Here is a 24,368-nt window from a genome sequence, read left to right as displayed (position 1 = left end):
ATGAACGACGTAATGAGCTTTCGTATAGTACTAATTATTATTGGCGCCTTAGTGCTAATTGCTTTGCTAGTGCATGGTATTTGGACAGTGCGTAAAAATAATGGTCAACCTAAACATCGTTATTACGATGAAAGTGAACAACCAGACACTAGTTTAGCGCCAACAGCAGAAGGCTTTGATGAGTATGGCATAGGTGAAGTGCGAGTGGTTAAGCAAGGTGCGGCTAAATCATCAACTAATCCTCTGAGCCCTAAGCCTACGGCAACTAAAGTGCCATTATCTAAGCCAACTATAACTAAGCCGACAGCTAGCCAGCAAGTTGATAATAAAGCCGAATGGCAAGCTGAGTTACCTTTTACAGAAAAAGCAGAGCCTGAGTTAAATTTTACTGCTTTAGCTGATGAGCAAACTGAGACAATTAGCCTTAGTGATATCGATTATTCAGAGCCAAGTCTTGAGCAGGAGCCTACTCAAGCCGCACCAGAGCCTAGTGAAGTATTAATATTATATGTTCTGTTGCCAGAAACTAAAGAAATTAAAGGCGATGAGCTGTTAAGCGTTTTACTTACATTAGGTTTTAAATATGGTGATATGGATATTTTCCATCGCCATATCGATAGTTCAGGTTCAGGTGAAGTATTATTTAGTTTAGCCAATATGTTTAATCCAGGTACCTTTGATTTAGACAACATGGAAAAACTACAAACCCGTGGTGTCAGTTTGTTTATGACCCTGCCAGGGCCAGGTGATGCATTGCAAAATTTCAATTTAATGCATAATGCGGCAAAAAAACTTGCTAGTGAGTTCTCTGGCCAAGTGTTAGATGGCCAACGCAGTGTGTTAACTGTGCAAACAGTGCGCCATTATGTTGATAAAATACGTGAGTTTCAGCGCCAAAAGCTAATCCATGGCTAGTTATTATTAACACATTATAATAGCAACGGCAGGTAAGATTCCTGCCGTTTTTGTTAGGCTGGTGCCAGCCATGCTTTTAAGAGTACTACCTAAATGACCCATTCACTTGTGCAACAACTGCAGCAATTACGACAAAAACTAGAGCAATATAGCTATCAGTATTACGTATTAGATCAGCCAACAATACCTGATGCTGAATATGATCGGCTTTTTCAGCAGCTGCAACAGATTGAAGCGGAACACCCCGAATTAATTACTAGTACATCACCTACACAAAGGGTAGGGGCTAAACCTTTAGCTAAGTTTAGCCAAGTGCAGCATCAAATGCCTATGCTATCGCTAGATAATGCCTTTGATGATGAATCATTCTTAGCTTTTACTAAACGTATAGCTGACAGCTTAGATAGCAGTACTGAGTTTGTTTTTTGTGCCGAACCAAAGCTAGATGGTTTAGCCGTTAGCATACGTTATGAAAACGGCCATCTAGTGCAAGCCGCAACACGGGGCGATGGCACTACAGGCGAAAATATTACCACTAACGTTAAAACTATCAGGGCTATACCGCTGCGTTTACTTGGCGCTGTACCAGAAGTATTAGAAGTACGAGGCGAAGTTTTTATGCCGCTGGATGGTTTTACTGCAATGAATGCTGCCGCAGTAAAAGCCGGGCAAAAAGTTTTTGCTAACCCACGTAATGCCGCAGCGGGAAGTTTGCGGCAACTAGATGCTAAAATTACCGCCCAGCGACCATTGATGTTTTATGCCTACGGTATTGGTCAAGTTGAAGATCACAACAAATATTTAGCTGCAGATAGTCACTATCGGCAACTACAGCAGTTAAAGCAATGGGGCATGCCCATCTGCCCAGAAATACGCCAAGTTACCGGTAGTCAGTCAGTATTGGGATATTATCAACATATTTTGCAGCAACGAGCGCAATTAGGTTATGAAATTGATGGTGTGGTGATTAAAGTTGACTCTTTAGTCCAACAGCAAGCCTTAGGTTTTGTAGCCAGAGCACCACGCTGGGCAATTGCTTTTAAGTTTCCCGCTCAAGAAATGTTGACTAAACTGTTAGCGGTCGAATTTCAGGTTGGTCGTACCGGTGCTATTACTCCTGTCGCAAGGCTAGAGCCAGTAGTAGTGGGCGGCGTTACTGTGAGTAATGCCACTTTACATAATCAAGACGAAATAGCACGCTTGGGCATTAAAGTGGGTGATCAAGTAGTAGTGCGTCGTGCTGGTGATGTTATTCCGCAAATTGTCTCTGTTGTTCTTGCCCAGCGGCCAGATGACGCTACTGATATTGTGTTTCCAAGCCAATGCCCAGTGTGTGACTCGCATATAGAGCGCATAGAAGGTGAAGCAGCTGCACGTTGTAGTGGTGGTTTATTTTGTGCTGCTCAATTAAAAGAGTCAATTAAGCATTTTGTTTCGCGTAAAGCTATGGATATTGATGGTTTTGGCGATAAATTAGCTGAGCAATTAGTTGAGCAAGAATTGGTAAAAACACCCGCCGATATTTATAAGTTAGATATGCCAAGTTTACTGGGGCTGGAGCGGATGGCAGAAAAATCAGCAATGAATTTATTGCATGCCATTGCGCAGTCTAAGCAAACCACTTTAGCTAAATTTATTTATGCCTTAGGCATTCGTGATGTTGGTGAAGCTACCGCTATGAGTTTAGCAAATCACTTTACCTCGTTAGAAAATATCCAACAGGCAACGATAGAACAACTCCAACAAGTCTCTGATGTGGGGGCGGTAGTAGCAGAAAGAGTGTATAGCTTTTTTTCTGAACCACATAATCAAACCGTAATTAGCCAATTATGCCAAGCCGGTATTCACTGGCCTATGATTGCACAGTTAGAACAGACAGAGCAACCTTTAGCAGGCCAAACCATAGTGCTAACTGGCACTTTAACCAGCATGGGCCGTGATGAAGCTAAAGCTAAGTTACAGCGCTTAGGTGCTAAAGTATCTGGTTCAGTGTCTGCAAAAACGCATGCCGTTATTGCTGGGGATAATGCTGGCTCTAAACTGATTAAAGCTAATGAGCTTAATATTGTTGTTTGGACAGAGCAGAAAATGTTAGAAGTGTTTAGCCAGTATGGAGTAAATTAAATTGGCGGACTTATTTAATTCGTTATTAAACGAGTGGGGCAGTTTATTTAGACCTTATGTGCGAGATATTGCGTTAGCTATGGTAGCGACTTGCTTGGTGGTTTTTGGCGATGACCTCAACCGAGCTGTTAGGCGGCAAATTGTTCATTTACATTTTATCTGGCGCACTAGTATTTTTATTTTACTTTGCGCCTTTGGTTATGGTGCTTTAACTATCTTTTTAACCCCAGTGGTGGCTAAGCAGTTGGCTAAGTTCAGTAACCTTTGGTTACCTTGGGTGTGTTTAATTGTCTTTATCATCTTAGGCAGCTTTGCCCAGCGAAAACGCCAGCTATGAAACCTTATCCTGTCTTTCCGGTATTAGATGACCATGGCCTACATAAAGTGCCTATGCGTTTATATTGGTTATTATTACTGCTATTACGGCCCTTTATTAGTTGGGTGTTAGTGTTAACTTTGCCCAAAGAGCAACGCGATTTATTAGCCTATGTTTATCCGTTACAACAAGACTTTATTATTGCTTGTATTGTTGCCAGTCCATTATTGTTGTTGCTAGCGGCTATCAGCCAGCGTAAACCTAAAGGCCAGCCAGTTTGGTTTAAAGTGTGGCGCCATAGCCGTATTATTCTATTGCTAGTGGCCTTAACCGATTTAGTATTAACCCTTAGCCACTTACCCGAGCAAGTGATGCTTGATGCGCCTTGGCGTATTGTGGCACCTATTGCTATTTTTATAGGTGTATTATGGCTACTTAGGTCGCGAACTTTAGGATTAGTGTTTGCAGAATGGCCAGTTGCTACTGATAAAAAAAGTGAAAAGTCAGCGAATAAATAATCAAAGATTTAAATTATTGAAAACCAAACTAGTAATTTCATCGAGCCAGGGTGAAATGTTACAGCCATCGGTATTGACTTGCATGGCAAGAGCGACTTTTGCTGCAGGATAATAAGTTAAAATAGACTTGTAACCTGGGAAAAAGCCATCATGATGATAGCAGTTGCCATATTTTGAATGGCTAATATTAATGCCTAAACCATAACCATAGCTAAGCTCATTAGTTTCTGCTTGTGTTGGCACTGCTATAGAAGTCAGCATCTCATTTAATAAATGCGGGGCTATCACTTTAGCCTCAAATAACAGTTTAGCCCAGCGTACAAGATCAGCGGTTGTACTAACTAAGCCGCCACCAGTCCATTCCAATGAGGGATGAATAACTAAGTTACCCTTAACAAGCATTTGTTTTGGCATAGCAAATAGCCTTTGGCTCTGTTGCGGGTAACCTTGCACTAAACCTGTGATATTGCAGCGATCAAAGGCTAAGGTATTAGTTAATTTTTGTGGCGCTAATATACGTTGGCTTAACTGCTGAAAATAGCTAAGTGAGCTAGCTTGCTCAATAATCATGCCGATTAAAATATAACCAGTATCGCTGTAATGAAAACCTTGGCCAGGGCTAAAGAGTGGTTCTTGATCTAACGAAAACTGAACTAAATCTAAAGGGCAAAATGGCAGGCTAGCTTGGTTAGTATTGATTTTGTGTTTTAGGTATTTTAAGAACTTAGTGCCTGTATCAAATACATGATCAATAAGGCCGCTACTATGATTAAGTAACTGGCGTAGGGTAATAGTATGGTAATTAGGTAAACGATAATACCAGTCTGAATTAGCAAACCATGGGGCTATAGGAGCATCTAGTTCGAGTAAGCCATCTGCTACCATAATTAAGACTACGGCTGCCACATAGCTTTTACCAATGCTGCCTGTTGGCATAAGAGCGCCACTAGTCATTACTTGCTGCGCTGTAGTATTAGCTATGCCATGAGCATGATTAAGTATAGTGCCATCTGCTAAAGCAACAGCAACTGTTACGCCAGCTGCAGGCTCTGCATTAAGTCGTGTTAAAGCTTGCTCGATTTGACTAGCTAACCGAGCAAGCTTAACTGCAGACAAGTCATTAACACTCGGCAATATTTACCGCTATAGCAAGTCCGCCTTCAGAGGTTTCTTTAAAACGGTTATTCATACTTTGGGCTGTTTCCCACATGGTTTGAATTACTTCATCTAAGGTTACTCTGGCATTGGTAGGGTCGCTTTCTATGGCAATATTGGCCGCAGTAATGGCTTTAATCGCCCCCATAGAGTTGCGCTCAATACACGGAATTTGCACTAAGCCCGCAACAGGATCACAGGTTAAACCTAAATGGTGCTCCATAGCTATTTCTGCAGCCATTAACACTTGGCCTGGTGAGCCACCCATAATTTCAGTTAAGCCTGCAGCCGCCATGGCTGAGGATACGCCAGTCTCAGCTTGGCAACCGCCCATTGCTGCAGAAATAGTGGCATTTTTCTTAAATAAAGTACCAATCTCACCTGCTACTAATAGAAAGCGGATGATCTTATCGTCACCGGTAAACTTGGTAAAAGCTTGTGAATACATTAAAACAGCAGGAATAATACCGCTAGCACCATTAGTAGGAGCTGTGATAATACGGCCAAAACTGGCGTTCTCTTCGTTTACGGCCAAAGCAAAACAAGATACCCACTTATTAATGTTTACAAAACTGGCTTCAGCTTCAACTACCATCTGATACCATTGATCGCGGCTAGTATAATGTTTATCTGGGCCCAGTAAGGTTCGGTTTAACTTTGCAGCCCGGCGATGAACGCGCAAGCCACCAGGTAATATACCTTCTTGAGTGACGCCTTTGTAAATACAGTCTTTAATGTTTTCCCAAATACTTAAAGCTGTTGCGTCGGTTTCTTGCCTAGTACGCCAACTCTCTTCATTTAAATAAACTAAATCAGAAAAAGAAACCCCTAACTTATCGCAATAAAATTGAACATCTTTGCCTAAATGGCATGGATATAAAGTTCGGGTACAAGCTTCATCAGCTGAAGTTTCTTCTTTAGTGGCGACAAAGCCACCACCTATAGAGTAATAGTCCTGCTCAAGCTCAGTGCCATCTTTAAATACAGCTTTAAAAATCATGCCATTAGGATGAAAATCTAGGCTTTTTAACGTATTTAAAATGAGGTGGTGGCCATAGACAAAGGGAATATCAACTTCAGCTGCTAACTTTAACGAATTTGCAGCTTTTATTGCCGCTATTTTTTCGTTAATTTTTGTGGTATCAATTGTTTTAAAGTCTTCACCAGATAAACCTAACATACCAGCAATATCAGTGCCGTGACCTATTCCAGTCTTGGCTAAGGAACCAAAAAACTCAACAAATACTTCTTTAACATCAGTTATTTTGTGATCTTTACGGATCAGGTTTATAAATAGCTCAGCAGCATTCCATGGTCCCATGGTATGTGAGCTTGATGGGCCAATGCCGACTTTAATTATTTCAAATACACTAATTGATTCCATTTTTATCTCTTAATAATATTTAGATGTATGTAATGGCTGCATAGAATTTAGAATGACTAATTACCCTGTCCATTATAATAAATTAAACTAGTTTATATCACTATCTGCGCAGCGGGAATGAACAAAAAAGCGTACCGTCTACAGCATTTTTAACTTTAATATGTCGAGAGATCCCACGCTTAAATTGAGCTGCAGTGCCAGCCATAACATCACAATCACGATTGTTACTTCGGCAAACTTTTACATTTAAACCATCAAACTCTAGTTTTAACGTTATATTGCTACTAGTTTGGTCTTGACGCATTAAATCTAATTTTCGTGCTGCTTCGCTATGATGCATCTCAATGCTAATAGGAAGTAGGGGATGCCATTCATTTTTTGCAAATAAGCCTTTTGCTTGCGTGATAGAACATTGTATGACATCGCCATAAGGAGCTGTGCGTCGTAATTCAATTAATTTTGCTTGGGCTGCAGCTTCTTGAGCCTGTTGCTCAGCACGACGCACTCGCGCCGCCTCATCACGTTCATCCTGAATTTTACGGGCTTCAAATTGTTGTTCAGGCGTTAACAGGTGCCATTCGTCATCACTCATGCCAAGGGGATTATTGGCGCAGCCTGAAACTAAAGCAAGAGTTAACAGTAATAATAATATCCAATATTTAAAGTGGTGCATAAGTGTGAGCCTTCCATGTCAAATTGATCTGCTTTCTCATTTTAACATCTTATCAGTCTTGCTTTATATTACCAACGCGGACAACTTAGCAAAGCTTAATTATTCATCTAAATGAAACTTATGAAATAATCTATGCAAAATTGGCGCTATAACAATAGTAGTGGTCGCGATATAAATATAACTAGACAAAATTCCGTACAAACTAGCAAATAACTGCCCTGACGTCGTATTAGGCAGAATAGATAAGCCTAAGCCACTAGTTAATGTAATAGAGGCAACAAGGGCTGAGCTAAAGCGCATATTGTCGAAATAAATATGCCCGGCTACACCAACTGCTAAGGTTAAAATAACTAAAATGGCAGCAAAAATTAGATGCAGTAGTATTCGCATGCCGAATACTTTTCCAGAAGCTAAAGGCTGACTTTTATTTTCATACATATTTTATCTCGGTTTAGTATTGTTAAAATAATAGCAGTAGAGTCAATGACTCTGGGGTTTGTTGTTGAATTGGCTTCTAAATAACTCAGCATTAACGTTACAGGCTTAGTATATTAAATCAATAACATTCAGCGCTTAAGTGTTAGTATACTGACTGGAATAAGTAGGTTTTACGTTTTAAACGTCGCCCTTACAAACTAGGGATGAGTTAATAAATGATTATTATTGTTGTTCTGCACTTTTTATTGGTTCTTACTTTTACTACACGAATATTACTTCGCGATGATTTATCACCACCTGCACGTTTAGCGTGGTTTATTGTATTAAATGCGCTACCTTATTTTGGCGTTATAGCTTATTTTTTATTTGGTGAAATCGACATCGGCAAAAGAGCCATTAAGCGCCATGATAAAATTTTTGCTGAAATTAAAACTAAAGCTTTTGACTATATGGGAGATAAAACCAAGATTAACCAGTTAATTGCACCTGTTTATCGTACTGGTTTTCATTATGCTGGTTCAATTAATGGTTTTCAGACTGTCGCGGGCAACACTGCAGAATTGATGGCAGATGGCGAAGAAACGCTGAATCGTATAGTTGCAGATATAGATGCCGCTACTGATCATGTTAATGTACTTTATTATATTTGGCTTGACGATCATACCGGTAGCAGCATAGCCGAAGCCTTAATTAGGGCGGCACAAAGAGGGGTAAATTGTAGAGCCATGGCTGATGGCCTTGGTTCGCGCAGATTTATTAAATCTAAGCGTTGGCAAGCGATGCAAGATGCCGGTGTTAAATTAGCGGTGGCCTTGCCATTTAATAACCTGATCCGCACCATGTATTTTAGTCGACTTGATTTAAGAAATCACCGTAAAATAACCGTTATTGACTCGCGTATAACCTATTGTGGTAGCAGAAATTCGGCAGATCCAGAGTTTTTACCTAAGGCTAAATATGGACCTTGGGTTGATATCATGTTGCGTTTTGAAGGACCTGTGGTAGCACAAAACCAGCTATTGTTTGCCAGTGACTGGATGCAGGCTACTGGCGAGCCTTTAGAAAGCTTTAAATTAATGGCTACACCTATTGCTGGTGGCTTTCCTGCTCAAGTTATGGGGGTTGGACCAACAGAGCGTCGCGGTGCAGCGCAGCAGCTTTTTGCTAATTTGATCGCTAGCGCCCAAACTGAATTGATAATTTCAACACCTTATTTTGTTCCTGATACTATCTTACTAGAATCGCTTTGTGCCGCTGCCTACCGTGGTGTTGCAGTGATTTTAATCTTTCCAAAAGTGAATGACAGTTGGATTGTTTCAGCAGCAAGCAGAAGTTATTACCAGCAGTTGCTTGAAGCAGGCTGTGTAATCCAAGAATATACAAGTGGGCTCTTACATGCAAAAACGCTGACTATCGATGGTTGCATTAGCTTAATAGGCTCATCAAATATTGACTTGCGCAGTTTTGATTTAAATTATGAAAATAATATTTTACTGCAGGATGAAGTTACTACTCTAGCTATTAGACAACGACAGCAAGTTTATATTGCTGATTCAGAAAGAATTGAATTAGCCACAGTGCTAAGTTGGCCTTATTACCGACGAATTTGGAAGAATGTTATTGCAACAATAGGTCCTGTCTTATAAGAAGAGTCTAATAAATAGAGCTGACGAGCCTTTTTATTAAGGGTATACTTCAGGCTCGTTCTGCTGGATTCAGCAATGGTTCCCTCGCCCCATTCAAAAAGGTTATGTAATGAAAGCTGTTATTGCGCTTATCGCGTTTCATATTTTAATCATCATCTCTAGTAACTACTTAGTACAATTCCCTATAGCACTGTTTGGTTATCAAACTACTTGGGGAGCCTTTAGCTTTCCATTTATCTTCCTTGCTTCCGATCTAACAGTGCGTTTACTAGGTAAACAAAGTGCACAGCGAGTTATTGGTTATGTAATGATACCCGCTTTATTAGCATCTTATATTATTTCCACCTTGTTTCACCAAGGCGACTTTCATGGTTGGGCTGCACTTTTAGCCTTTAATAGCTTTGTATTTCGGATCTCAATAGCAAGTTTCGCCGCTTATGTTGTAGGCCAGTTAATTGATGTTCATATATTCGCCCACCTGCGAAGAAATCGTTTATGGTGGATAGCTCCGAGTACTTCAACCATATTTGGCAACCTAGTTGATACCTTTGTCTTTTTCTCTGTCGCGTTCTGGCATAGCAGTAATACATTTATGGCTGAGAATTGGGTGGAAATAGCCGCTGTCGATTATGTTATAAAGCTACTGATTAGCTTGATTATTTTCGTGCCTTTGTATGGTGTATTACTCAATATTTTAATCAGTAAATTACAATCGCAAGCAAGAGGTGAGGCGGTTTAGTGCTTAGTGTTGAATGCTGAATTTTTAGTGCTGAGTGGTATATGCAGAGCTTTGATTCTAGCTGGTAGAGACAACCATGTCTTAGTAAAAAGTAGGGCGGTGATTTGTTATGGTTTTAAAAATAAATGGTGGATTGTACTGGGTTCGAGCTAGTGGCAACCGTGTCTTAGTAAAAAGTAGGGCGGTGATTTGTTATGGTTTTAAAAATAAATGGTGGATTGTACTGGGTTCGAGCTAGTGGCAACCGTGTCTTAGTAAAAAGTAGGGCGGTGTTTTGCTATGATTTTAAAAATAAATGGTGGATTGTACTGGGTTCGAGCTAGTGGCAACCGTGTCTTAGTAAAAAGTAGGGCGGTGTTTTGCTATGGTTTTTAAAAAATGGTGGATTGTACTGGGTTCGAACCAGTGACCCCCGCCTTGTAAGGGCGGTGCTCTCCCAGCTGAGCTAACAATCCATGGGAGTTGATGTAAATAATATAGTAAATGGTGGATTGTACTGGGTTTAACCAGTGGCAACCGTTTTGTCATGAGGAGCGGGCGGTGCTCTCTCTTGATATAACCAAAAACTTGGTGGATTGTACTGGGTTCGAACCAGTGACCCCCGCCTTGTAAGGGCGGTGCTCTCCCAGCTGAGCTAACAATCCACGGGGAACTTACTATATCACAACATTTTAAATCTTGTTTACCAAAAATGGTGGATTGTACTGGGTTTAATCAGTGGCAACCGTTTTGTCATAAGGAGCGGGCGGTGCTCTATCATGACTTAATCAAAAATGGTGGATTGTACTGGGTTCGAACCAGTGACCCCCGCCTTGTAAGGGCGGTGCTCTCCCAGCTGAGCTAACAATCCACTCTGTTTGATGGCGCTCATTATAGGGAGCAGAGCAAAGCTGTCAACATTATTTTTGCAATTTTGACTCGCTTGCTGCAAAAGTAATCATAATAGCATTATTTAGCTTAGTTATACGGGCAGATAAAACAAAACATAAAAAACTGCTGCAATCAGTTATGTATAGCGGGTGCATCAATTCGATGTCATTGGTACAATAGTACTAAGTCGTCAATTTCACACCGAATTTGGAAAAATTATGTCTTTAGTAACTCGTTTCGCGCCTAGCCCTACAGGCTATTTGCATGTTGGTGGTGCTCGTACTGCATTATTTAGCTGGCTTTATGCTCGCAAAAATCAAGGTAAATTTATTTTACGGATTGAAGATACCGATTTAGAGCGCTCTACCCAGGAGTCGGTAGATGCTATTTTAGAAGGTATGGCATGGTTAGGTTTAGACCATGATTCAGGTCCGTTCTATCAAACCCAACGTTTTGATTTATATAAAGAGGTGGTAGCTCAGCTTTTAGCATCAGGCCATGCTTATAAGTGCTTTTGTACTATTGAAGAAGTAGATGCTATGCGTGAAGCGCAAAGTGCTGCAGGTGAAAAGCCTCGTTATAACGGCATGTGGCGCGATCGCACAGATCACCCAACCGATAAACCTTATGTAATTCGGTTTAAAAATCCGCAGCAGGGTGTGGTGGTGATTGATGACATGATTAAAGGCAAAATTGAAATTGCTAATGCCGAATTAGATGATTTAATTATTGCCCGTAGTGATGGCACACCAACCTACAATTTAACGGTAGTAGTTGATGATTGGAAAATGGGTATTACCCATGTTATTCGTGGTGATGATCATATTAATAATACACCTAGGCAGATGAATATCTTAGCTGCTTTAGGTGCTCAGATCCCTAAATATGCCCACGTACCAATGATTTTAGGTGATGATGGTAAACGTTTATCTAAACGTCATGGTGCGGTTGGCGTTATGCAATATCGTGATAACGGCTTTTTACCAGAAGCGCTATTAAACTATTTAGTGCGTTTAGGCTGGTCACATGGTGATCAAGAAATATTTAGTAAAGAAGAACTGATAGAAAAGTTCGATTTAAGTGATTGTAATCGTTCAGCCTCTGCATTTAATACTGATAAATTAATTTGGTTAAACCAGCATTATATGAAAACCATGCCAGCAGAGCAGGTTGTTGAGCATTTACAGTGGCATCTTAGCCAGCAGCAGTTAGATACTAGCACGGGACCAGCATTAACAGACTTAGTAGCGGCACAAGCAGAAAGAGTGAAAACCTTAAAAGAAATGGTTGAAGTTAGTCGCTACTTTTACGAAGACTTTGCTGAGTTTGATGCTGATGCAGCAAAAAAACATTTACGGCCAGTTGCTTTAGAGCCTTTACAAGCAGTTGCAGCTAAACTGGCTGAGTTAACTGATTGGAACCAAGCTAGTTTACACCAAGCCATTAACGAAACGGCAGAAACCCTAGGTGTAGGCATGGGTAAAATTGGTATGCCATTACGGGTTGCTGTAACAGGTGGAGGCAATTCACCGGCGTTAGATCTAACCTTAAGCATGATTGGTAAAACGCGTAGTTTAACTCGCTTGCAACAAGCTATTGCCTATGTAGAGCAACGTATTGCTGAAACTAACGCTTAGTTATTAAAAAGCTAATACACGGCAAAAAGCCAAGATGTTCAGTTCAGTTTACTTGGGCTGAACATCAAAGCTGTTAAAATAGAGCCATTATATAAAGCTCAAATTGCTATCACTATTGTTCGATGACAGGAGCGCTGTTAAGTCATAATGCACTTTTTAACATATGCAGCCTGTTTTTTTGTAGGCTTTAGTTTTTTATCAGTACAAGCTTCAGAGACAGATGCTTTACCTGATGGCGAAGACTTACTTCAGCCATTCGACTTCTTTGGTACTGTTACTGGAGATGTTGAGTTGGGCTATTTATATACGTCAGGTAATACCGACTCCTTTGCTATTCGTCTTAACAGTGAGTTAGTGCATGATTTAGAGTACTTTAGAAATAAGTATCATTTGCAGGGATTGATTCAAAAAAATAATGATTTAGATATTGAAAGTGGTGAAAAAAGGCGAAAAACGACAGCGAATAGTTATGGTTTTTCAGGCCAAAGTAACTATAAAATAGTGACAGGTAGGCAAACTATATTTGGCCGGGGTGCCTATTTTCATAATAAGTTTGGTGCTTTTACTGAACAAGCATCGCTAGTTATAGGCTATGGTAATAGACTATATGAAAAACAAGCCAGTTACTTTGACTTAGAAACGGGCCCTGGCTATGGCCATCAACTCTCATCTAAAGGTGTAAGCAACACAGGTCTTTTGTGGTACCTATCGGCTAATTTGGATTATGCCTTTAATGAAACTAGTAAGTTTAGGCAAACTCTAGAAGGCTCTATATCATTAAGTGGCGAAAACTCGGTATTTTTAAGTCGAAGTAGTATTACGACAAAACTTATTGATAAATTATCGATGCGTTTAAGTTATGTGGTTAAATATAACTCACGACCTGAAGGTAATTTAAAAGGCTTAGAGACAGAAACATCCTCTTCTATTGTTTATACTTTTTAGAAATCTATCTAGGTATATAACTAGGCAGCTTATAATTAAGCCGCCTGATTAATGTTAATCTTGCTTATTAATGTAAAACCCTAGCTCTTAATGTCCCAGGAATACTTCGTAGTTCATTTAACGCTAACTCTACGTCGTTAGAATCAATATCTATTACTACATAACCTATATCCGCATTGGTTTGTAAGTATTGGCCGGCAATATTAATATTATGCTTAGTAAAAGTTTCATTAATTTTGGTTAGCACACCTGGCTGATTGATATGGATATGTAGCAAGCGTGAGCGACCTTGGTGCGCTGGTAAAGATACTTCAGGGAAGTTAACCGCAGATAGGGTAGAGCCGTTATCGCTATACTTTATTAACTTACCTGCCACTTCAAGCCCTATATTCTCTTGTGCCTCTTGAGTGGAGCCACCAATGTGAGGGGTTAAAATAACATTATCAAATTGTCTTAACGGTGAAATAAATTCTTCATCGTTGCCGGTTGGTTCTATCGGGAATACATCTATAGCGGCTCCGGCTACTTTCTTACTTTGTATTGCCTCGGCTAAAGCCTCTAAATCGACTACTGTGCCGCGAGAAGCATTAATTAAAATACTGCCTTGCTTCATCAATTCTAGCTCAGAGGTACTTATCATATTTTTGGTTTGTGCTGTTTCAGGCACATGTAAAGTAACGACATCTGAGGTTTTTAACAGCTCACTTAAGCTAACTTGATGAGCATTACCTAGTATTAATTTGGCTTCAATATCATAAAACTGTACTCGCATACCAATGTTTTCGGCCATGATGCTAAGTTGAGTACCAATATGGCCATAACCAATAATGCCTAAGGTTTTACCTCGAGCTTCAAAAGAGCCATTAGCCGTTTTTAACCACTCACCGCGGTGTGCTGCGGCATTTCGTTGAGGGATCCCGCGTAGTAACATAATAATTTGCCCCAGCACTAACTCTGCAACCGAGCGGGTGTTAGAAAATGGTGCATTAAATACCGGGATACCGCGTAATAAAGCTGCTTGCAAATCAACTTGGTTAGTGCCAATACAAAAACAACCAATGGCAATGAGTTTATTAGCAGCAACTAATACCTTTTCGGTTAATTGAGTGCGTGAGCGAATACCAATAAAATGGACATCTTTTATCCGCTCTATTAACTCGTCTTCCGCTAATGAAGTTTTTACATATTCAATATTGCTATAACCAAGTTCTTTAAAGCTTTGCACCGCACTTTGATGAAGGCCTTCAAGTAATAATATTTTAATTTTATCTTTGGCCAGTGAAAAGTTTCCCATATTGTTCTCTTTAAAAAGCGTTAAAATAAATGAAAGCTGATCAATTAATTAATAATAGTGGTGCCAGTAGCAGTGCCTATTAATACTGTATTAGCAGCACGGTGGGCAAAGATACCGTTACTGACTACGCCAACAATATTATTAATGGTAAATTCTAATGCCAAAGGATCAGTAATCTGTAAACCGTGGACATCTAAAATGACATTACCATTATCAGTAATAACATTTTTGCGTAATATAGCCTTACCACCTAGTTTATTAAGTTGCCGTTGCACATAAGCTAGCGCCATAGGGACTACTTCAACAGGTAGCGGGAATTGACCTAAAGTGGCTACTTGTTTGCTGCTATCAACAATACAAATAAAACGCTCAGCAACAGCTGCAACAATTTTTTCACGGGTTAATGCTGCACCACCACCTTTAACCATGTGTTTAAGTGGGTTTATTTCATCGGCCCCATCAATATAAACGCTAAAGCTATCAATATTGTTTAAATCAAAAACGGGGATCCCTAAGGCTTCTAGTTTAGCGGTCGATTGAACAGAACTAGAAACTGCGCCTTTAATATGCTGTTTAATACTGGCTAGGGCATCAATAAAATGATTTACGGTTGAGCCAGTACCCACACCTACAATAGTGTTATGTGGAATAAACTCTAATGCTGCCCATGCAGCTTGCTTCTTCATTTCATCTTGCGTCATTGTCATATCCAATTAGCTTTTAGCCATACAGATGGGCATTATAACCAATCACGGCCTAGACAAAAGGGCAAATGCAGAAATAAACTGGAGTAAAAGCGACAAGATGGCTGTTTAACACTGACTAAGGTATTAACTCATTAAATTGCCAAACTCTATTGGGGGTAACTATAGTCTGCAGCGGAATATCCCAGCTGGCGACAGGTAAGACAGGCACTTGCTGGCAGCTATGAGCTAAACCAATAAAACGACAGCGGTAGCTGTCAGGTAACTGGCTTAGTGTCCGATCATAAAAACCACCCCCCATACCTAAGCGATTACCTTGTTGATCAAAGGCGACTAAAGGCGTAAAAATTATATCTAGTTCTGCTACTGGAATAATATTATGGCACTCTAGCAAAGGCTGTTTAATGCCAAATTTATTTATACTAAGAGGGGTATTTTGGTCGTAGCGAATAAAAAGCAGATAGCCCGCAGCAAAGGGGTGTAGTACAGGGATATAGACATTTTTATTTAACTGCCAAAGCGCTTGTATAAGCAAAGAAGTGTCTAGTTCACCATCATTGGTTAAATATAAGGCAATATGTTGGCTAGTACTAAATTGAGCTAATTTACTTACTTGCTCAACAAGTTTACTGGCTGCAACCTGCTGCTGCACAGTAGTTAATTGCTGACGTGCTAAGCGAATTTGTTGTCTAATTTGGCTGCGTGAGGTCATGTTAAAAGGCTATTTTAAATAACGAATTTTAAACACAATATAGAGAGTGGGGGTTCTCCAAATTGCCGTGTCGAATTGTTGCCCTTGAACCAAGGGGTTCAAGGCGGGAGTTAAAGTAGCTGCCTCAGGCTTCCCAGTACAAGCTGGGCTTGCACACTGACAACACATATAAAACCCTTTGTATAAACAATTATCGGCTCAGGGACGTCAGTCCAATCACAAACAACCCAGAGAACACTTTCAGTATAACAGCTAGAATCAAAGAGTCTAAGCCAAAAGCTGTTTCTTAGGCTATTTAAGCTTTAGTTGATTGATTATTATGCAAATATAGTGTTTTTTTGTTGAATATTACTTCTGGTCAATAAAAGCTAGTAGGCAAACTTGGCGCTTGGCCCCTGGCAGTGGTAGCATAAGCATTAAGTTAGTCTCTGTGAATCCTATTATGAGCGAGCAATCTAAATTGACTTATGATCAATGGTCTAATTTGTTAGATCAAGCCGGTGTTATGGCGGCTATGGCCGAAGTGCATGGTTTAATTTCTGGGTTATTAAGTGCAGGTGTTAAGCCTGAGCCAGAGCAAATCCTCCCTATATTATCCGACTTTTTAAATGATGGCCAAGCCTTACCTGTTTCATTACAAAAGCAGGTGGAACAACTTATTCAAGCGACTGCAGCCGATTTAAATCAAGCTGATTTTAGCTTTAGTTTAGTCTTGCCTACAGATGATGACAGTTTAGCCGAGCGACTAGAGGCTATGGTGGAATGGGCGCAAGCTTTTTTAGTTGGCTTTGCTGTGCAGCAAACAGATTTATCGCTATTACCAGCTGACGTACGTGAAGCTATTGAGCAATTGTCTGAAGTGACTCGGATTGATATCCATGCCTGTGATGATACTAATGATGAAGAAAATGAAGAGTCTTACTTTTTAGTATTAGAGCATATTAAGATCATGGTATTAAATTGCCATGCCGAGGTAGGACAAAAATTTAGCAGTTTAGCTGCTAGCAATAAAACAGTGCATTAAATGGTTATGACAGCTAAGAGCTTTGATGTTGTTATTGCTGGCGGTGGTATGGCTGGTACTACTTTAGCTTGGGCACTAACTCAAACTAATCCTAAACTGAGTATAGCGATAGTTGAAAAGCAAGCTGTGCTGCAGGCGGCAACTAAATCAGAGCGCTGCAATCAAGCTAGTTTTGATAGCCGCAGTATAGCTTTAGCAGCGGCCAGTGTTGAGTTATTGCAACAATGGCAGCTTTGGCCTGAATTAGTAGCAAATGCCTGCCCTATTAAGCATGTAAAAGTGTCTGATCGAGGCCATTTTGGTAAAGTTAGTTTACAGCATCAAGATTATCAGCAACCCGCCTTAGGCTATGTGCTTGAAGTTGAACATTTAGGCAACTTATTGCTGACTAAGCTTAAGCATTGCCAGCAAGTTACTTGGTTTGACGCTAACTCTATCGCCCACATTACGCCAAGGCAGGACCATCAAGAATTAGAGTTGCACGGTGGCCAACACATTCAGGCTAAGTTGCTGGTAATAGCTGAAGGTGGTTCATCGCCAAGTCGTGCTTTAGCCGGAATAACCATGCCCCAGCAACACTATGGCCAAAGTGCGGTTATTGCTAATTTAGCTTTAGCCAAAAATCATAATTTTAGCGCTTATGAGCGCTTTACAGAACATGGCCCTATTGCCTTATTGCCGTTAACCAAACAGCGATATTCATTGGTTTATACTACAACTTCAATGCAAGCAGAGCGCTTGATGCAGCTATCTGAAACAGAATTTTTAAGCCAAATGCAGCAAGCTTTTGGCTATAGAGCTGGGGTCTTTAGTGGTGCAGGGCAACGTGCTATCTATCCGTTAAGTTTAGGTATAGCAGACTCTATTATACGGCATCGTTTAGCTTTGCTTGGTAATAGTTTACATAATTTACACCCTATAGCCGGCCAGGGTTTTAATTTAGCGCTGCGAGATATTGAACAATTAGTTAAGTTATTAAGCGTGGCTGAGGATGCTGGCAGCTATTCGTTGTTACGTGCTTATCAGCAAGCACGACAAACTGATATTAGCCAAGTGGCATTTGCTACCGATGCACTGGTCAGAATATTCTCTAACCGTTCACGATTATTAGCTTTGGCACGTAATATGGGGTTATTGGCATTATTAATGTGTAAGCCATTAAAAACGCCACTTGCTAGGCATGCTATGGGGTATAGACGTTAAGATGCGAAACACAGACATTACTATTGTTGGCGCGGGTAGTGCTGGCTTAACCTTAGCACTACTTTTAGCACCGCTTAATTTAAATATAGTCGTCTTAGAGCAAGGCAAGGCTCCTGACATTAGCCCAGTTAACTATCAGCGGGTCAGTGCATTAAATTTAGCCTCTAAGCGGTTATTAAGCCATTTAGGTGCTTGGCCTGCTATAGCTAAAACCGCAGCGGCTTATCAGGATATGCAAGTCTGGGATAGCGATAGTTTTGCCAAAATAGCTTTTAATGCCGAAACCGAACAAGTGGAAGCTTTAGGCTGGATTTGCGATAACGAACAAATTCGTCAAGCGTTATATCAGCAACTTAAGCAGCATAACAATGTAAGTTGTCAGTTTAATTGCGTTATTAATAGCCTAGTGCAAAGCGATCGCGAAGTGTTAATAAACTTTAATCAGCAGCAGCTACTATTAAGTCGCTTAGTAGTTGGCGCTGATGGCATTAATTCTTTAGTGCGCAAAGCAGCACAACTACCGCAAATGCATAGTCATTATAATCAACATGCCTTAGTGGCCACTATTAAAACTGAGTTGCCGCATCAGGCAACAGCTCGGCAAGTATTCTTACCCGGTGGCCCTTTAGCCCTGCTGCCCTTAGCCGATCCACATTTATGTTCTATTGTTTGGTCAGTCCCCTCGGCTGATGTACCGGCTAAATTAGCATTAGCTGAAAATGAATTTAACCAAGCGCTTAGCGCGGCAAGCCAGTCAGTGCTTGGGGTGTTAAGCCTGCAAAGCCCAGTGCGTAATTTTGAATTGCAAATGCGTTATGCTAGCCAATGGCTTGAACAACGTATTGTGTTGGTAGCAGACGCAGCGCACAGTGTTCACCCTTTAGCAGGCCAGGGCATGAACTTAGGCTTAATGGATGTTGCCGCATTAGCCCAGCTAATTGAACAGCAATTACAAGCTGGTAAAGATATCACTGAGCTGCGTATGCTGCGTCAATATGAGCGCTGGCGTAAAGCTGAGGCAGTAAATTTAATTGCCGCCATGGAAGCGTTTAATCGCACCTTTAGTAATAAAAACCCTTTACTTAAACTTATCAGAGCCATTGGTATGAATACAGTTGATAAAGCACCTTGGTTAAAAAAACAGATTATGGCTGCAGCTCTTGGCAATAGTGGTGATTTACCTGAACTGGCTAAACCTTAGTGATAATTGCTGCTTAGTTATTGTACAAAAAATTAATAAAATTGTACTAGTGTCAAGCTAACGCAACAGTCGCATTATAAAATCTAATTTAAATGGGGCTGTTTGCCGGTTCACGCTTAGGCTATAATCCGGCCACCTTTATATCCATTACTAGGTGTAATACCTTAGTAATAGCCCTGAAATATGGGAACTGGGCTAACTAGAATCAGGAAAACAATAATGGCAAATACAACAGCGTTACATGCTAAACATATCGAAGCTGGTGCTAAGATGGTCGATTTTTTTGGTTGGGATATGCCAATTAATTACGGCTCACAAATAGAAGAACACCATGCGGTACGTACTGATGCGGGTATGTTTGATGTGTCGCATATGACAACAATCGATATTAATGGTGCTGATAGCCGAGCGTTTTTACGCTATTTATTAGCAAATGACGTCGCAAAATTAACGGTACCCGGCCGTGCTTTATATAGCGGTATGCTAAATGAAGCCGGTGGTGTTGTTGACGATATTATTGTTTACTTTTTGCAAGAAGATTTTTTCCGCATGGTAGTAAACTCAGGCACGCGAGAAAAAGACTTAGCTTGGATCAATAAGCAAGCTGCTAATTTTAATGTCACAGTAACAGAGCGCCGTGAGTTTGCCATTATCGCAGTACAAGGTCCTAATGCTAAAGCAAAAGTGGCAAGCTTATTAACCGATGCGCAAAAAGCTGATATCGACGGTATGAAACCGTTTTTTGGTAAGCAAACTGGCGATTTGTTTATTGCTACCACCGGTTATACCGGCGAAGATGGTTACGAAATCGCCTTGCCTAATGAGCAAGCTGCAGACTTCTGGCAAAAATTAATTGAAGCTGGCGTTAAACCTGCTGGTCTAGGTGCACGTGATACACTGCGTTTAGAAGCAGGTATGAACTTATATGGCCAAGATATGGATGACAATGTATCGCCATTAGCCGCTAATATGGGTTGGACTATAGCTTGGCAACCAGAAGACCGTGACTTTATTGGTCGCGCAGCGCTTGAGCAACAAAAAGCGGCAGGTACGGATAAGTTGGTTGGTTTAGTGATGGAACAAAAAGGGGTATTACGCCAAGGTCAACGCGTGGTAGTTGATGGTAAAGACGGTGTGATTACTTCTGGTTCTTTCTCGCCAACATTAGGCTTTAGTATTGCGTTAGCACGTGTACCAGCAACGACTAGCGAAACAGCAGAAGTTGATATTCGTGGTAAAATGGTGCCAGTAAAAGTAGTAAAACCTGGTTTTGTTCGCATGGGTAAGAAATTAGTTTAAACCCAGCTTAATAAAAATTGGCCTAGATTATATTTAGGCCAGATATAATAGTGACATTCGCTAAGGAACTAAAAAATGAGCTCAATCCCTACAGAATTAAAGTATGCAGCCAGCCATGAATGGGTGCGTGATGAAGGCAACGGTGTTTATGCAGTCGGCATTTCAGAACATGCCCAAGACCTATTAGGTGACATGGTATTTGTTGAGTTACCAGAAGTTGGTGCTACTTATAGCCAAGGTGATGACTGTGCTGTTTGTGAATCAGTAAAAGCAGCATCAGATATCTATGCCCCTATCGCGGGTGAAATTGTTGAAGTAAACGAAGCTTTAGCTGACGAGCCAGAGCTTGTAAATAGCAGCCCATACCAAGAAGGCTGGTTATTTAAAATTAAAGCCTCTGACGAAGCTGAATTAGCTAACTTGTTAGATGCTGCTGGTTACCAAAGCTCGATTGACGAGTAAGCAAAAAATCTATCGCAATTAAACCCCGTATTTTATTTAAACAACGGGGTTTAATTTTAGTACATAACACCTTTATTTCAGGACATTCCAGGCATGACAAACTCCGCTGTGAAAACCCTGTCGCAACTTGCGAACCACGAAGAATTTATTCAGCGCCATATAGGCCCTGATGCTTCAGAAACTGCCGCCATGCTAAATGAACTTGGTGTTGACAGTATCGAGGCACTAATTGCGCAAACTGTTCCTGCCGACATCCGTTTACCGCAACCTTTAGCTACTGGGCCAGCGCGTTCAGAAGTTGATGCTTTAGCCTATTTAAAACAGGCTGCAAGCAAAAATAAAATGTTTAAGTCTTATATCGGTATGGGTTATCACCCAACGTTAACACCTAATGTTATCCTGCGAAATGTGCTAGAAAATCCAGGTTGGTATACGGCTTATACGCCTTATCAGCCAGAAATTGCCCAAGGCCGATTAGAAGCCTTATTAAACTTCCAACAAGTGACCTTAGATATCACAGGTATGGAACTAGCCAGTGCCTCATTATTAGATGAAGCAACCGCAGCGGCAGAAGCTATGGCTTTAGCTAAGCGGGTAGGCAAAAGTAAATCTAATCACTATTTTATTGCCGATGATGTTCACCCACAAACAATAGACGTGGTTAAAACCCGTGCTGAAATGTTTGGCTTTGACATTATTATTGGCAATGCCACAGAAGCGGCTGAGCACGATGTGTTTGGTGCTTTACTACAATATCCAGCCACTAATGGCGATATTCGTGATGACAGCGCATTAATTGCTGCTTTACAAGCTAAAAAAGCCGTGGTTGCCGTAGCGACAGATCCAATGGCATTAATGTTATTAAAGTCACCAGGTCAACTTGGTGCTGACGTAGTACTAGGTTCAGCGCAACGCTTTGGTGTACCTATGGCATTTGGTGGCCCACATGCTGCTTTTTTCGCTACGCGTGATAGCTACAAGCGCTCTATGCCAGGCCGCATTATTGGTGTGTCAAAAGATCGCCGTGGTAACCCAGGTTTACGTATGGCTATGCAAACTCGCGAGCAGCATATCCGTCGTGAAAAAGCCAACTCAAACATCTGTACGGCTCAAGTATTATTAGCCAACATGGCCTCGTTCTACGCGGTTTATCATGGCCCAGTGGGCTTAAAGAATATTGCGCAGCGCATTAACCGTCATGCTGATATTTTTGCAGCTGGTTTAGCGGCTAAAGGCATTAATATTGTTAATAAACATTGGTTTGACACTGTTACCTTTACCGTTAAAGATCGTGCGGCTGTTATCCAGCGTGGTTTAGACGCTGGCGTAAATATGCGTACCGATGTAGCAGACTCGTTATCTGTAAGCTTCCACGAAGCAAGTACCGCAGCCGATTTAGCCCAGTTATTTACTATTGTATTAGGCGATAACCATGGCTTAGACGTAGAAAAGCTAGATGCCACTATTGTTGCTGAAGGTTCAAACTCTATTCCGGCAGACTTACTGCGCACCGATACTATTTTAGGCCACCCAGTATTTAATCAGTATCACAGCGAAACTGAAATGCTGCGTTATATCAAAAAGTTAGAAAACAAAGATTTAGCCTTAAATCATTCGATGATTTCGTTAGGTTCATGTACTATGAAACTTAACGCAACCTCAGAAATGATCCCTATTACGTGGCCTGAATTTGCGTCTATCCATCCATTTGTGCCAGCAGATCAAGCTCAAGGCTATCACCAAATGTTAACTGAACTAGGTGACTGGTTAGTTAATATCACCGGCTATGACAATATTTCTTTGCAACCTAACTCAGGTGCGCAAGGTGAATACGCGGGTATGATCGCGATTCGTAAGTATCACGAAAGCCGTGGTGAAGGGCACCGTAATATCTGCTTAATTCCAGTATCTGCCCATGGTACTAACCCTGCTACCGCTGCAATGGCAAGCTATGACATTGTATTAGTTGACTGTGATAAGTCAGGTAATATCGACATGGCAGACTTAAAAGCGAAAGCGGCAGAAGTCGGCGACCGTTTAGCGGCCATTATGGTTACTTACCCATCAACCCATGGTGTATTTGAAGAAAGTATTCGTGAGTTATGCGACATTGTTCACTCTCATGGTGGCCAAGTGTATATGGACGGCGCCAACATGAACGCCCAAGTAGGTGTTACATCACCTGGCTTTATTGGCTCTGACGTATCGCACTTAAACTTACACAAAACGTTCTGTATTCCACACGGCGGTGGCGGCCCAGGTATGGGTCCTATAGGTGTGAAAAGCCATTTAGCCCCGTTTTTACCTAACCACTCAGTTGTTAAGGTAGAAGGCACAGGCGCAGATAACGGCGCAGTAGCAGCAGCACCATTTGGTAGCGCAGGTATTTTACCTATCAGCTGGATGTACATTGCTATGATGGGTGCAAAAGGGTTAAAACAAGCCACTGAGTTTGCAATTTTAAATGCTAATTACATGGCAAATAAACTTAACCCAATTTTCCCAGTATTATATCGCGGTACTAATGGCCGAGTAGGCCACGAATGTATTATCGATATTCGTCCGTTAAAAGAAGCCAGTGGCATTTCAGAAATGGATATCGCTAAGCGCTTAATGGACTTTGGTTATCACTCACCCACAATGAGCTTCCCTGTAGCGGGCACCTTAATGATTGAACCTACAGAATCAGAAAGTAAAGCCGAGCTAGATAAGTTTATTGAAGCGATGACAACCATCCATGCTGAAATTGGTAAAGTCGTCAGCGGCGAGTGGACAGTAGACAACAACCCATTAGTTTACGCACCACATAGCATGCAAGACGTATTCGACCCAGCATGGGACCGTGCATACAGCCAACAATACGCCGCCTTCCCAGCAGCTTACATAGCCGAGAATAAATTCTGGCCAACAGTAAGCCGCATAGACGACGTATACGGCGACCGTAACTTAATGTGCGCCTGCCCAAGCCCAGAAGCTTATCGTTAATAGGTGGTAGCTTTGGCGATCAACAATTAAGTTTGTGAACGCTACAATTAAAAATGTGAATACAATTAAGATTGTGAACGCATAGATAAGACAAAGGCGAACCAGAAATGGTTCGCCTTTTTTG

The 24,368-nt window shown here is 41.0% G+C and carries 21 protein-coding genes, 3 tRNA genes and 1 other RNA gene; 14 read left to right on the top strand and 11 right to left on the bottom strand.

Going from position 1 to position 24,368, the window contains the following annotated elements; all coding sequences use genetic code 11:
* The 4 genes from zipA (at position 1) to RDV63_RS10410 (ending at position 3,873) form a co-directional block, all read left to right on the top strand.
* On the top strand, positions 1-915 hold the full coding sequence (gene zipA / locus RDV63_RS10425; RefSeq protein ID WP_313909436.1) for a cell division protein ZipA: 915 nt from the start codon (positions 1-3) through the stop codon (positions 913-915).
* 93 nt (positions 916-1,008) lie between these two features.
* Positions 1,009-3,039 (top strand): NAD-dependent DNA ligase LigA, encoded by a 2,031-nt coding sequence (gene ligA, locus RDV63_RS10420; protein ID WP_313909435.1) that lies wholly within the window; start codon positions 1,009-1,011, stop codon positions 3,037-3,039.
* A gap of 1 nt (position 3,040) precedes the next feature.
* Positions 3,041-3,376, top strand: a complete 336-nt coding sequence (locus RDV63_RS10415) for a DUF3392 domain-containing protein (RefSeq protein ID WP_313909434.1) — start codon at positions 3,041-3,043, stop codon at positions 3,374-3,376.
* Entirely contained in the window at positions 3,373-3,873 is a 501-nt protein-coding gene (locus RDV63_RS10410) for a DUF2919 family protein (protein WP_313909433.1), read from the top strand. The genes RDV63_RS10415 and RDV63_RS10410 overlap by 4 nt, the downstream gene beginning before the upstream one ends.
* Here the strand turns inward: RDV63_RS10410 and RDV63_RS10405 are convergent, their stop codons facing one another.
* The 4 genes from RDV63_RS10405 to RDV63_RS10390 all read right to left on the bottom strand — a co-directional run bounded on the left by RDV63_RS10405 (position 3,874) and on the right by RDV63_RS10390 (position 7,523).
* Complete coding sequence (locus RDV63_RS10405; RefSeq protein ID WP_313909432.1) at positions 3,874-4,989, bottom strand: serine hydrolase domain-containing protein; 1,116 nt, start codon at positions 4,987-4,989, stop codon at positions 3,874-3,876.
* Between the two features lie 4 nt (positions 4,990-4,993).
* Positions 4,994-6,412, bottom strand: a complete 1,419-nt coding sequence (locus RDV63_RS10400) for an L-serine ammonia-lyase (protein WP_313909430.1) — start codon at positions 6,410-6,412, stop codon at positions 4,994-4,996.
* A 100-nt stretch (positions 6,413-6,512) separates the two neighbouring features.
* The gene (locus RDV63_RS10395) at positions 6,513-7,085 is read right to left on the bottom strand and encodes a hypothetical protein (RefSeq protein ID WP_313909429.1); all 573 of its coding nucleotides are present in this window, start codon (positions 7,083-7,085) and stop codon (positions 6,513-6,515) included.
* A gap of 99 nt (positions 7,086-7,184) precedes the next feature.
* Complete coding sequence (locus RDV63_RS10390) at positions 7,185-7,523, bottom strand: hypothetical protein (protein WP_313909428.1); 339 nt, start codon at positions 7,521-7,523, stop codon at positions 7,185-7,187.
* A 215-nt stretch (positions 7,524-7,738) separates the two neighbouring features.
* On the opposite strand from RDV63_RS10390, the gene cls reads away from it, so the two are divergent.
* Together cls and RDV63_RS10380 are read left to right on the top strand one after the other, a co-directional pair.
* Complete coding sequence (gene cls / locus RDV63_RS10385) at positions 7,739-9,169, top strand: cardiolipin synthase (RefSeq protein ID WP_313909427.1); 1,431 nt, start codon at positions 7,739-7,741, stop codon at positions 9,167-9,169.
* 109 nt (positions 9,170-9,278) lie between these two features.
* Entirely contained in the window at positions 9,279-9,908 is a 630-nt protein-coding gene (locus tag RDV63_RS10380; RefSeq protein WP_313909426.1) for a 7-cyano-7-deazaguanine/7-aminomethyl-7-deazaguanine transporter, read from the top strand.
* Positions 9,909-10,287: 379 nt separating this feature from the next.
* Here RDV63_RS10380 and RDV63_RS10375 read toward each other — a convergent pair.
* From RDV63_RS10375 to RDV63_RS10365, 3 genes are all read right to left on the bottom strand, one after another.
* Positions 10,288-10,363: transfer RNA gene (locus RDV63_RS10375), tRNA-Val, on the bottom strand.
* Positions 10,364-10,476: 113 nt separating this feature from the next.
* Positions 10,477-10,552 (bottom strand) — tRNA-Val (locus tag RDV63_RS10370).
* Between the two features lie 130 nt (positions 10,553-10,682).
* A tRNA-Val gene (locus tag RDV63_RS10365) sits at positions 10,683-10,758 on the bottom strand.
* 238 nt (positions 10,759-10,996) lie between these two features.
* On the opposite strand from RDV63_RS10365, the gene gltX reads away from it, so the two are divergent.
* Complete coding sequence (gene gltX / locus RDV63_RS10360; protein ID WP_313909425.1) at positions 10,997-12,415, top strand: glutamate--tRNA ligase; 1,419 nt, start codon at positions 10,997-10,999, stop codon at positions 12,413-12,415.
* Positions 12,416-12,562: 147 nt separating this feature from the next.
* On the top strand, positions 12,563-13,360 hold the full coding sequence (locus RDV63_RS10355) for a YdiY family protein (RefSeq protein WP_313909424.1): 798 nt from the start codon (positions 12,563-12,565) through the stop codon (positions 13,358-13,360).
* 67 nt (positions 13,361-13,427) lie between these two features.
* Here the strand turns inward: RDV63_RS10355 and serA are convergent, their stop codons facing one another.
* The 4 genes from serA to ssrS form a co-directional block, all read right to left on the bottom strand.
* Positions 13,428-14,654, bottom strand: a complete 1,227-nt coding sequence (gene serA / locus RDV63_RS10350; protein ID WP_313909423.1) for a phosphoglycerate dehydrogenase — start codon at positions 14,652-14,654, stop codon at positions 13,428-13,430.
* 44 nt (positions 14,655-14,698) lie between these two features.
* Positions 14,699-15,355: a ribose-5-phosphate isomerase RpiA gene (gene rpiA / locus RDV63_RS10345; protein ID WP_313909422.1), complete on the bottom strand. Its 657-nt coding sequence runs from the start codon at positions 15,353-15,355 to the stop codon at positions 14,699-14,701.
* A gap of 121 nt (positions 15,356-15,476) precedes the next feature.
* A complete protein-coding gene (locus RDV63_RS10340; protein ID WP_313909421.1) occupies positions 15,477-16,070 on the bottom strand; it encodes a 5-formyltetrahydrofolate cyclo-ligase in 594 nt (197 codons plus the stop codon).
* 50 nt (positions 16,071-16,120) lie between these two features.
* Positions 16,121-16,307: non-coding RNA, 6S RNA (gene ssrS / locus RDV63_RS10335), on the bottom strand.
* Positions 16,308-16,512: 205 nt separating this feature from the next.
* Between ssrS and RDV63_RS10330 the strand changes: the two genes are divergently transcribed.
* The 6 genes from RDV63_RS10330 to gcvP all read left to right on the top strand — a co-directional run bounded on the left by RDV63_RS10330 (position 16,513) and on the right by gcvP (position 24,244).
* Positions 16,513-17,094 carry a UPF0149 family protein gene (locus RDV63_RS10330; RefSeq protein WP_313909420.1) on the top strand — a complete coding sequence of 194 codons (582 nt, stop codon included), beginning with the start codon at positions 16,513-16,515 and terminating at the stop codon, positions 17,092-17,094.
* Positions 17,095-17,100: 6 nt separating this feature from the next.
* The gene (ubiH, locus tag RDV63_RS10325) at positions 17,101-18,297 is read left to right on the top strand and encodes a 2-octaprenyl-6-methoxyphenyl hydroxylase (protein WP_313909419.1); all 1,197 of its coding nucleotides are present in this window, start codon (positions 17,101-17,103) and stop codon (positions 18,295-18,297) included.
* Position 18,298: 1 nt separating this feature from the next.
* Entirely contained in the window at positions 18,299-19,498 is a 1,200-nt protein-coding gene (locus RDV63_RS10320; RefSeq protein ID WP_313909418.1) for an FAD-dependent monooxygenase, read from the top strand.
* 219 nt (positions 19,499-19,717) lie between these two features.
* Complete coding sequence (gene gcvT, locus RDV63_RS10315; protein ID WP_313909417.1) at positions 19,718-20,797, top strand: glycine cleavage system aminomethyltransferase GcvT; 1,080 nt, start codon at positions 19,718-19,720, stop codon at positions 20,795-20,797.
* Positions 20,798-20,872: 75 nt separating this feature from the next.
* Positions 20,873-21,259, top strand: a complete 387-nt coding sequence (gene gcvH, locus RDV63_RS10310; protein ID WP_313909416.1) for a glycine cleavage system protein GcvH — start codon at positions 20,873-20,875, stop codon at positions 21,257-21,259.
* A gap of 93 nt (positions 21,260-21,352) precedes the next feature.
* Complete coding sequence (gene gcvP, locus RDV63_RS10305) at positions 21,353-24,244, top strand: aminomethyl-transferring glycine dehydrogenase (RefSeq protein ID WP_313909415.1); 2,892 nt, start codon at positions 21,353-21,355, stop codon at positions 24,242-24,244.
* Positions 24,245-24,368: the final 124 nt, after the last annotated feature.

Origin of the sequence: Rheinheimera sp. MMS21-TC3 (genome assembly GCF_032229285.1) — a bacterium.
Lineage (GTDB): Bacteria > Pseudomonadota > Gammaproteobacteria > Enterobacterales > Alteromonadaceae > Alishewanella.
This window is presented reverse-complemented; position numbering and strand designations above follow the sequence as displayed.

Coding starts and splice junctions, on each gene's coding strand:
- gcvP (WP_313909415.1), top strand. CDS start 21,353: ATGACAAACTCCGCTGTGAAAACCCTGTCGCAACTTGCGAACCACGAA.
- RDV63_RS10400 (WP_313909430.1), bottom strand. CDS start 6,412: ATGGAATCAATTAGTGTATTTGAAATAATTAAAGTCGGCATTGGCCCA.
- ligA (WP_313909435.1), top strand. CDS start 1,009: ATGACCCATTCACTTGTGCAACAACTGCAGCAATTACGACAAAAACTA.
- serA (WP_313909423.1), bottom strand. CDS start 14,654: ATGGGAAACTTTTCACTGGCCAAAGATAAAATTAAAATATTATTACTT.
- rpiA (WP_313909422.1), bottom strand. CDS start 15,355: ATGACGCAAGATGAAATGAAGAAGCAAGCTGCATGGGCAGCATTAGAG.
- gltX (WP_313909425.1), top strand. CDS start 10,997: ATGTCTTTAGTAACTCGTTTCGCGCCTAGCCCTACAGGCTATTTGCAT.
- zipA (WP_313909436.1), top strand. CDS start 1: ATGAACGACGTAATGAGCTTTCGTATAGTACTAATTATTATTGGCGCC.
- cls (WP_313909427.1), top strand. CDS start 7,739: ATGATTATTATTGTTGTTCTGCACTTTTTATTGGTTCTTACTTTTACT.
- RDV63_RS10390 (WP_313909428.1), bottom strand. CDS start 7,523: ATGTATGAAAATAAAAGTCAGCCTTTAGCTTCTGGAAAAGTATTCGGC.
- RDV63_RS10380 (WP_313909426.1), top strand. CDS start 9,279: ATGAAAGCTGTTATTGCGCTTATCGCGTTTCATATTTTAATCATCATC.
- RDV63_RS10320 (WP_313909418.1), top strand. CDS start 18,299: ATGCGAAACACAGACATTACTATTGTTGGCGCGGGTAGTGCTGGCTTA.
- gcvT (WP_313909417.1), top strand. CDS start 19,718: ATGGCAAATACAACAGCGTTACATGCTAAACATATCGAAGCTGGTGCT.
- RDV63_RS10330 (WP_313909420.1), top strand. CDS start 16,513: ATGAGCGAGCAATCTAAATTGACTTATGATCAATGGTCTAATTTGTTA.
- RDV63_RS10395 (WP_313909429.1), bottom strand. CDS start 7,085: ATGCACCACTTTAAATATTGGATATTATTATTACTGTTAACTCTTGCT.
- gcvH (WP_313909416.1), top strand. CDS start 20,873: ATGAGCTCAATCCCTACAGAATTAAAGTATGCAGCCAGCCATGAATGG.
- RDV63_RS10355 (WP_313909424.1), top strand. CDS start 12,563: ATGCACTTTTTAACATATGCAGCCTGTTTTTTTGTAGGCTTTAGTTTT.
- RDV63_RS10340 (WP_313909421.1), bottom strand. CDS start 16,070: ATGACCTCACGCAGCCAAATTAGACAACAAATTCGCTTAGCACGTCAG.
- RDV63_RS10410 (WP_313909433.1), top strand. CDS start 3,373: ATGAAACCTTATCCTGTCTTTCCGGTATTAGATGACCATGGCCTACAT.
- ubiH (WP_313909419.1), top strand. CDS start 17,101: ATGACAGCTAAGAGCTTTGATGTTGTTATTGCTGGCGGTGGTATGGCT.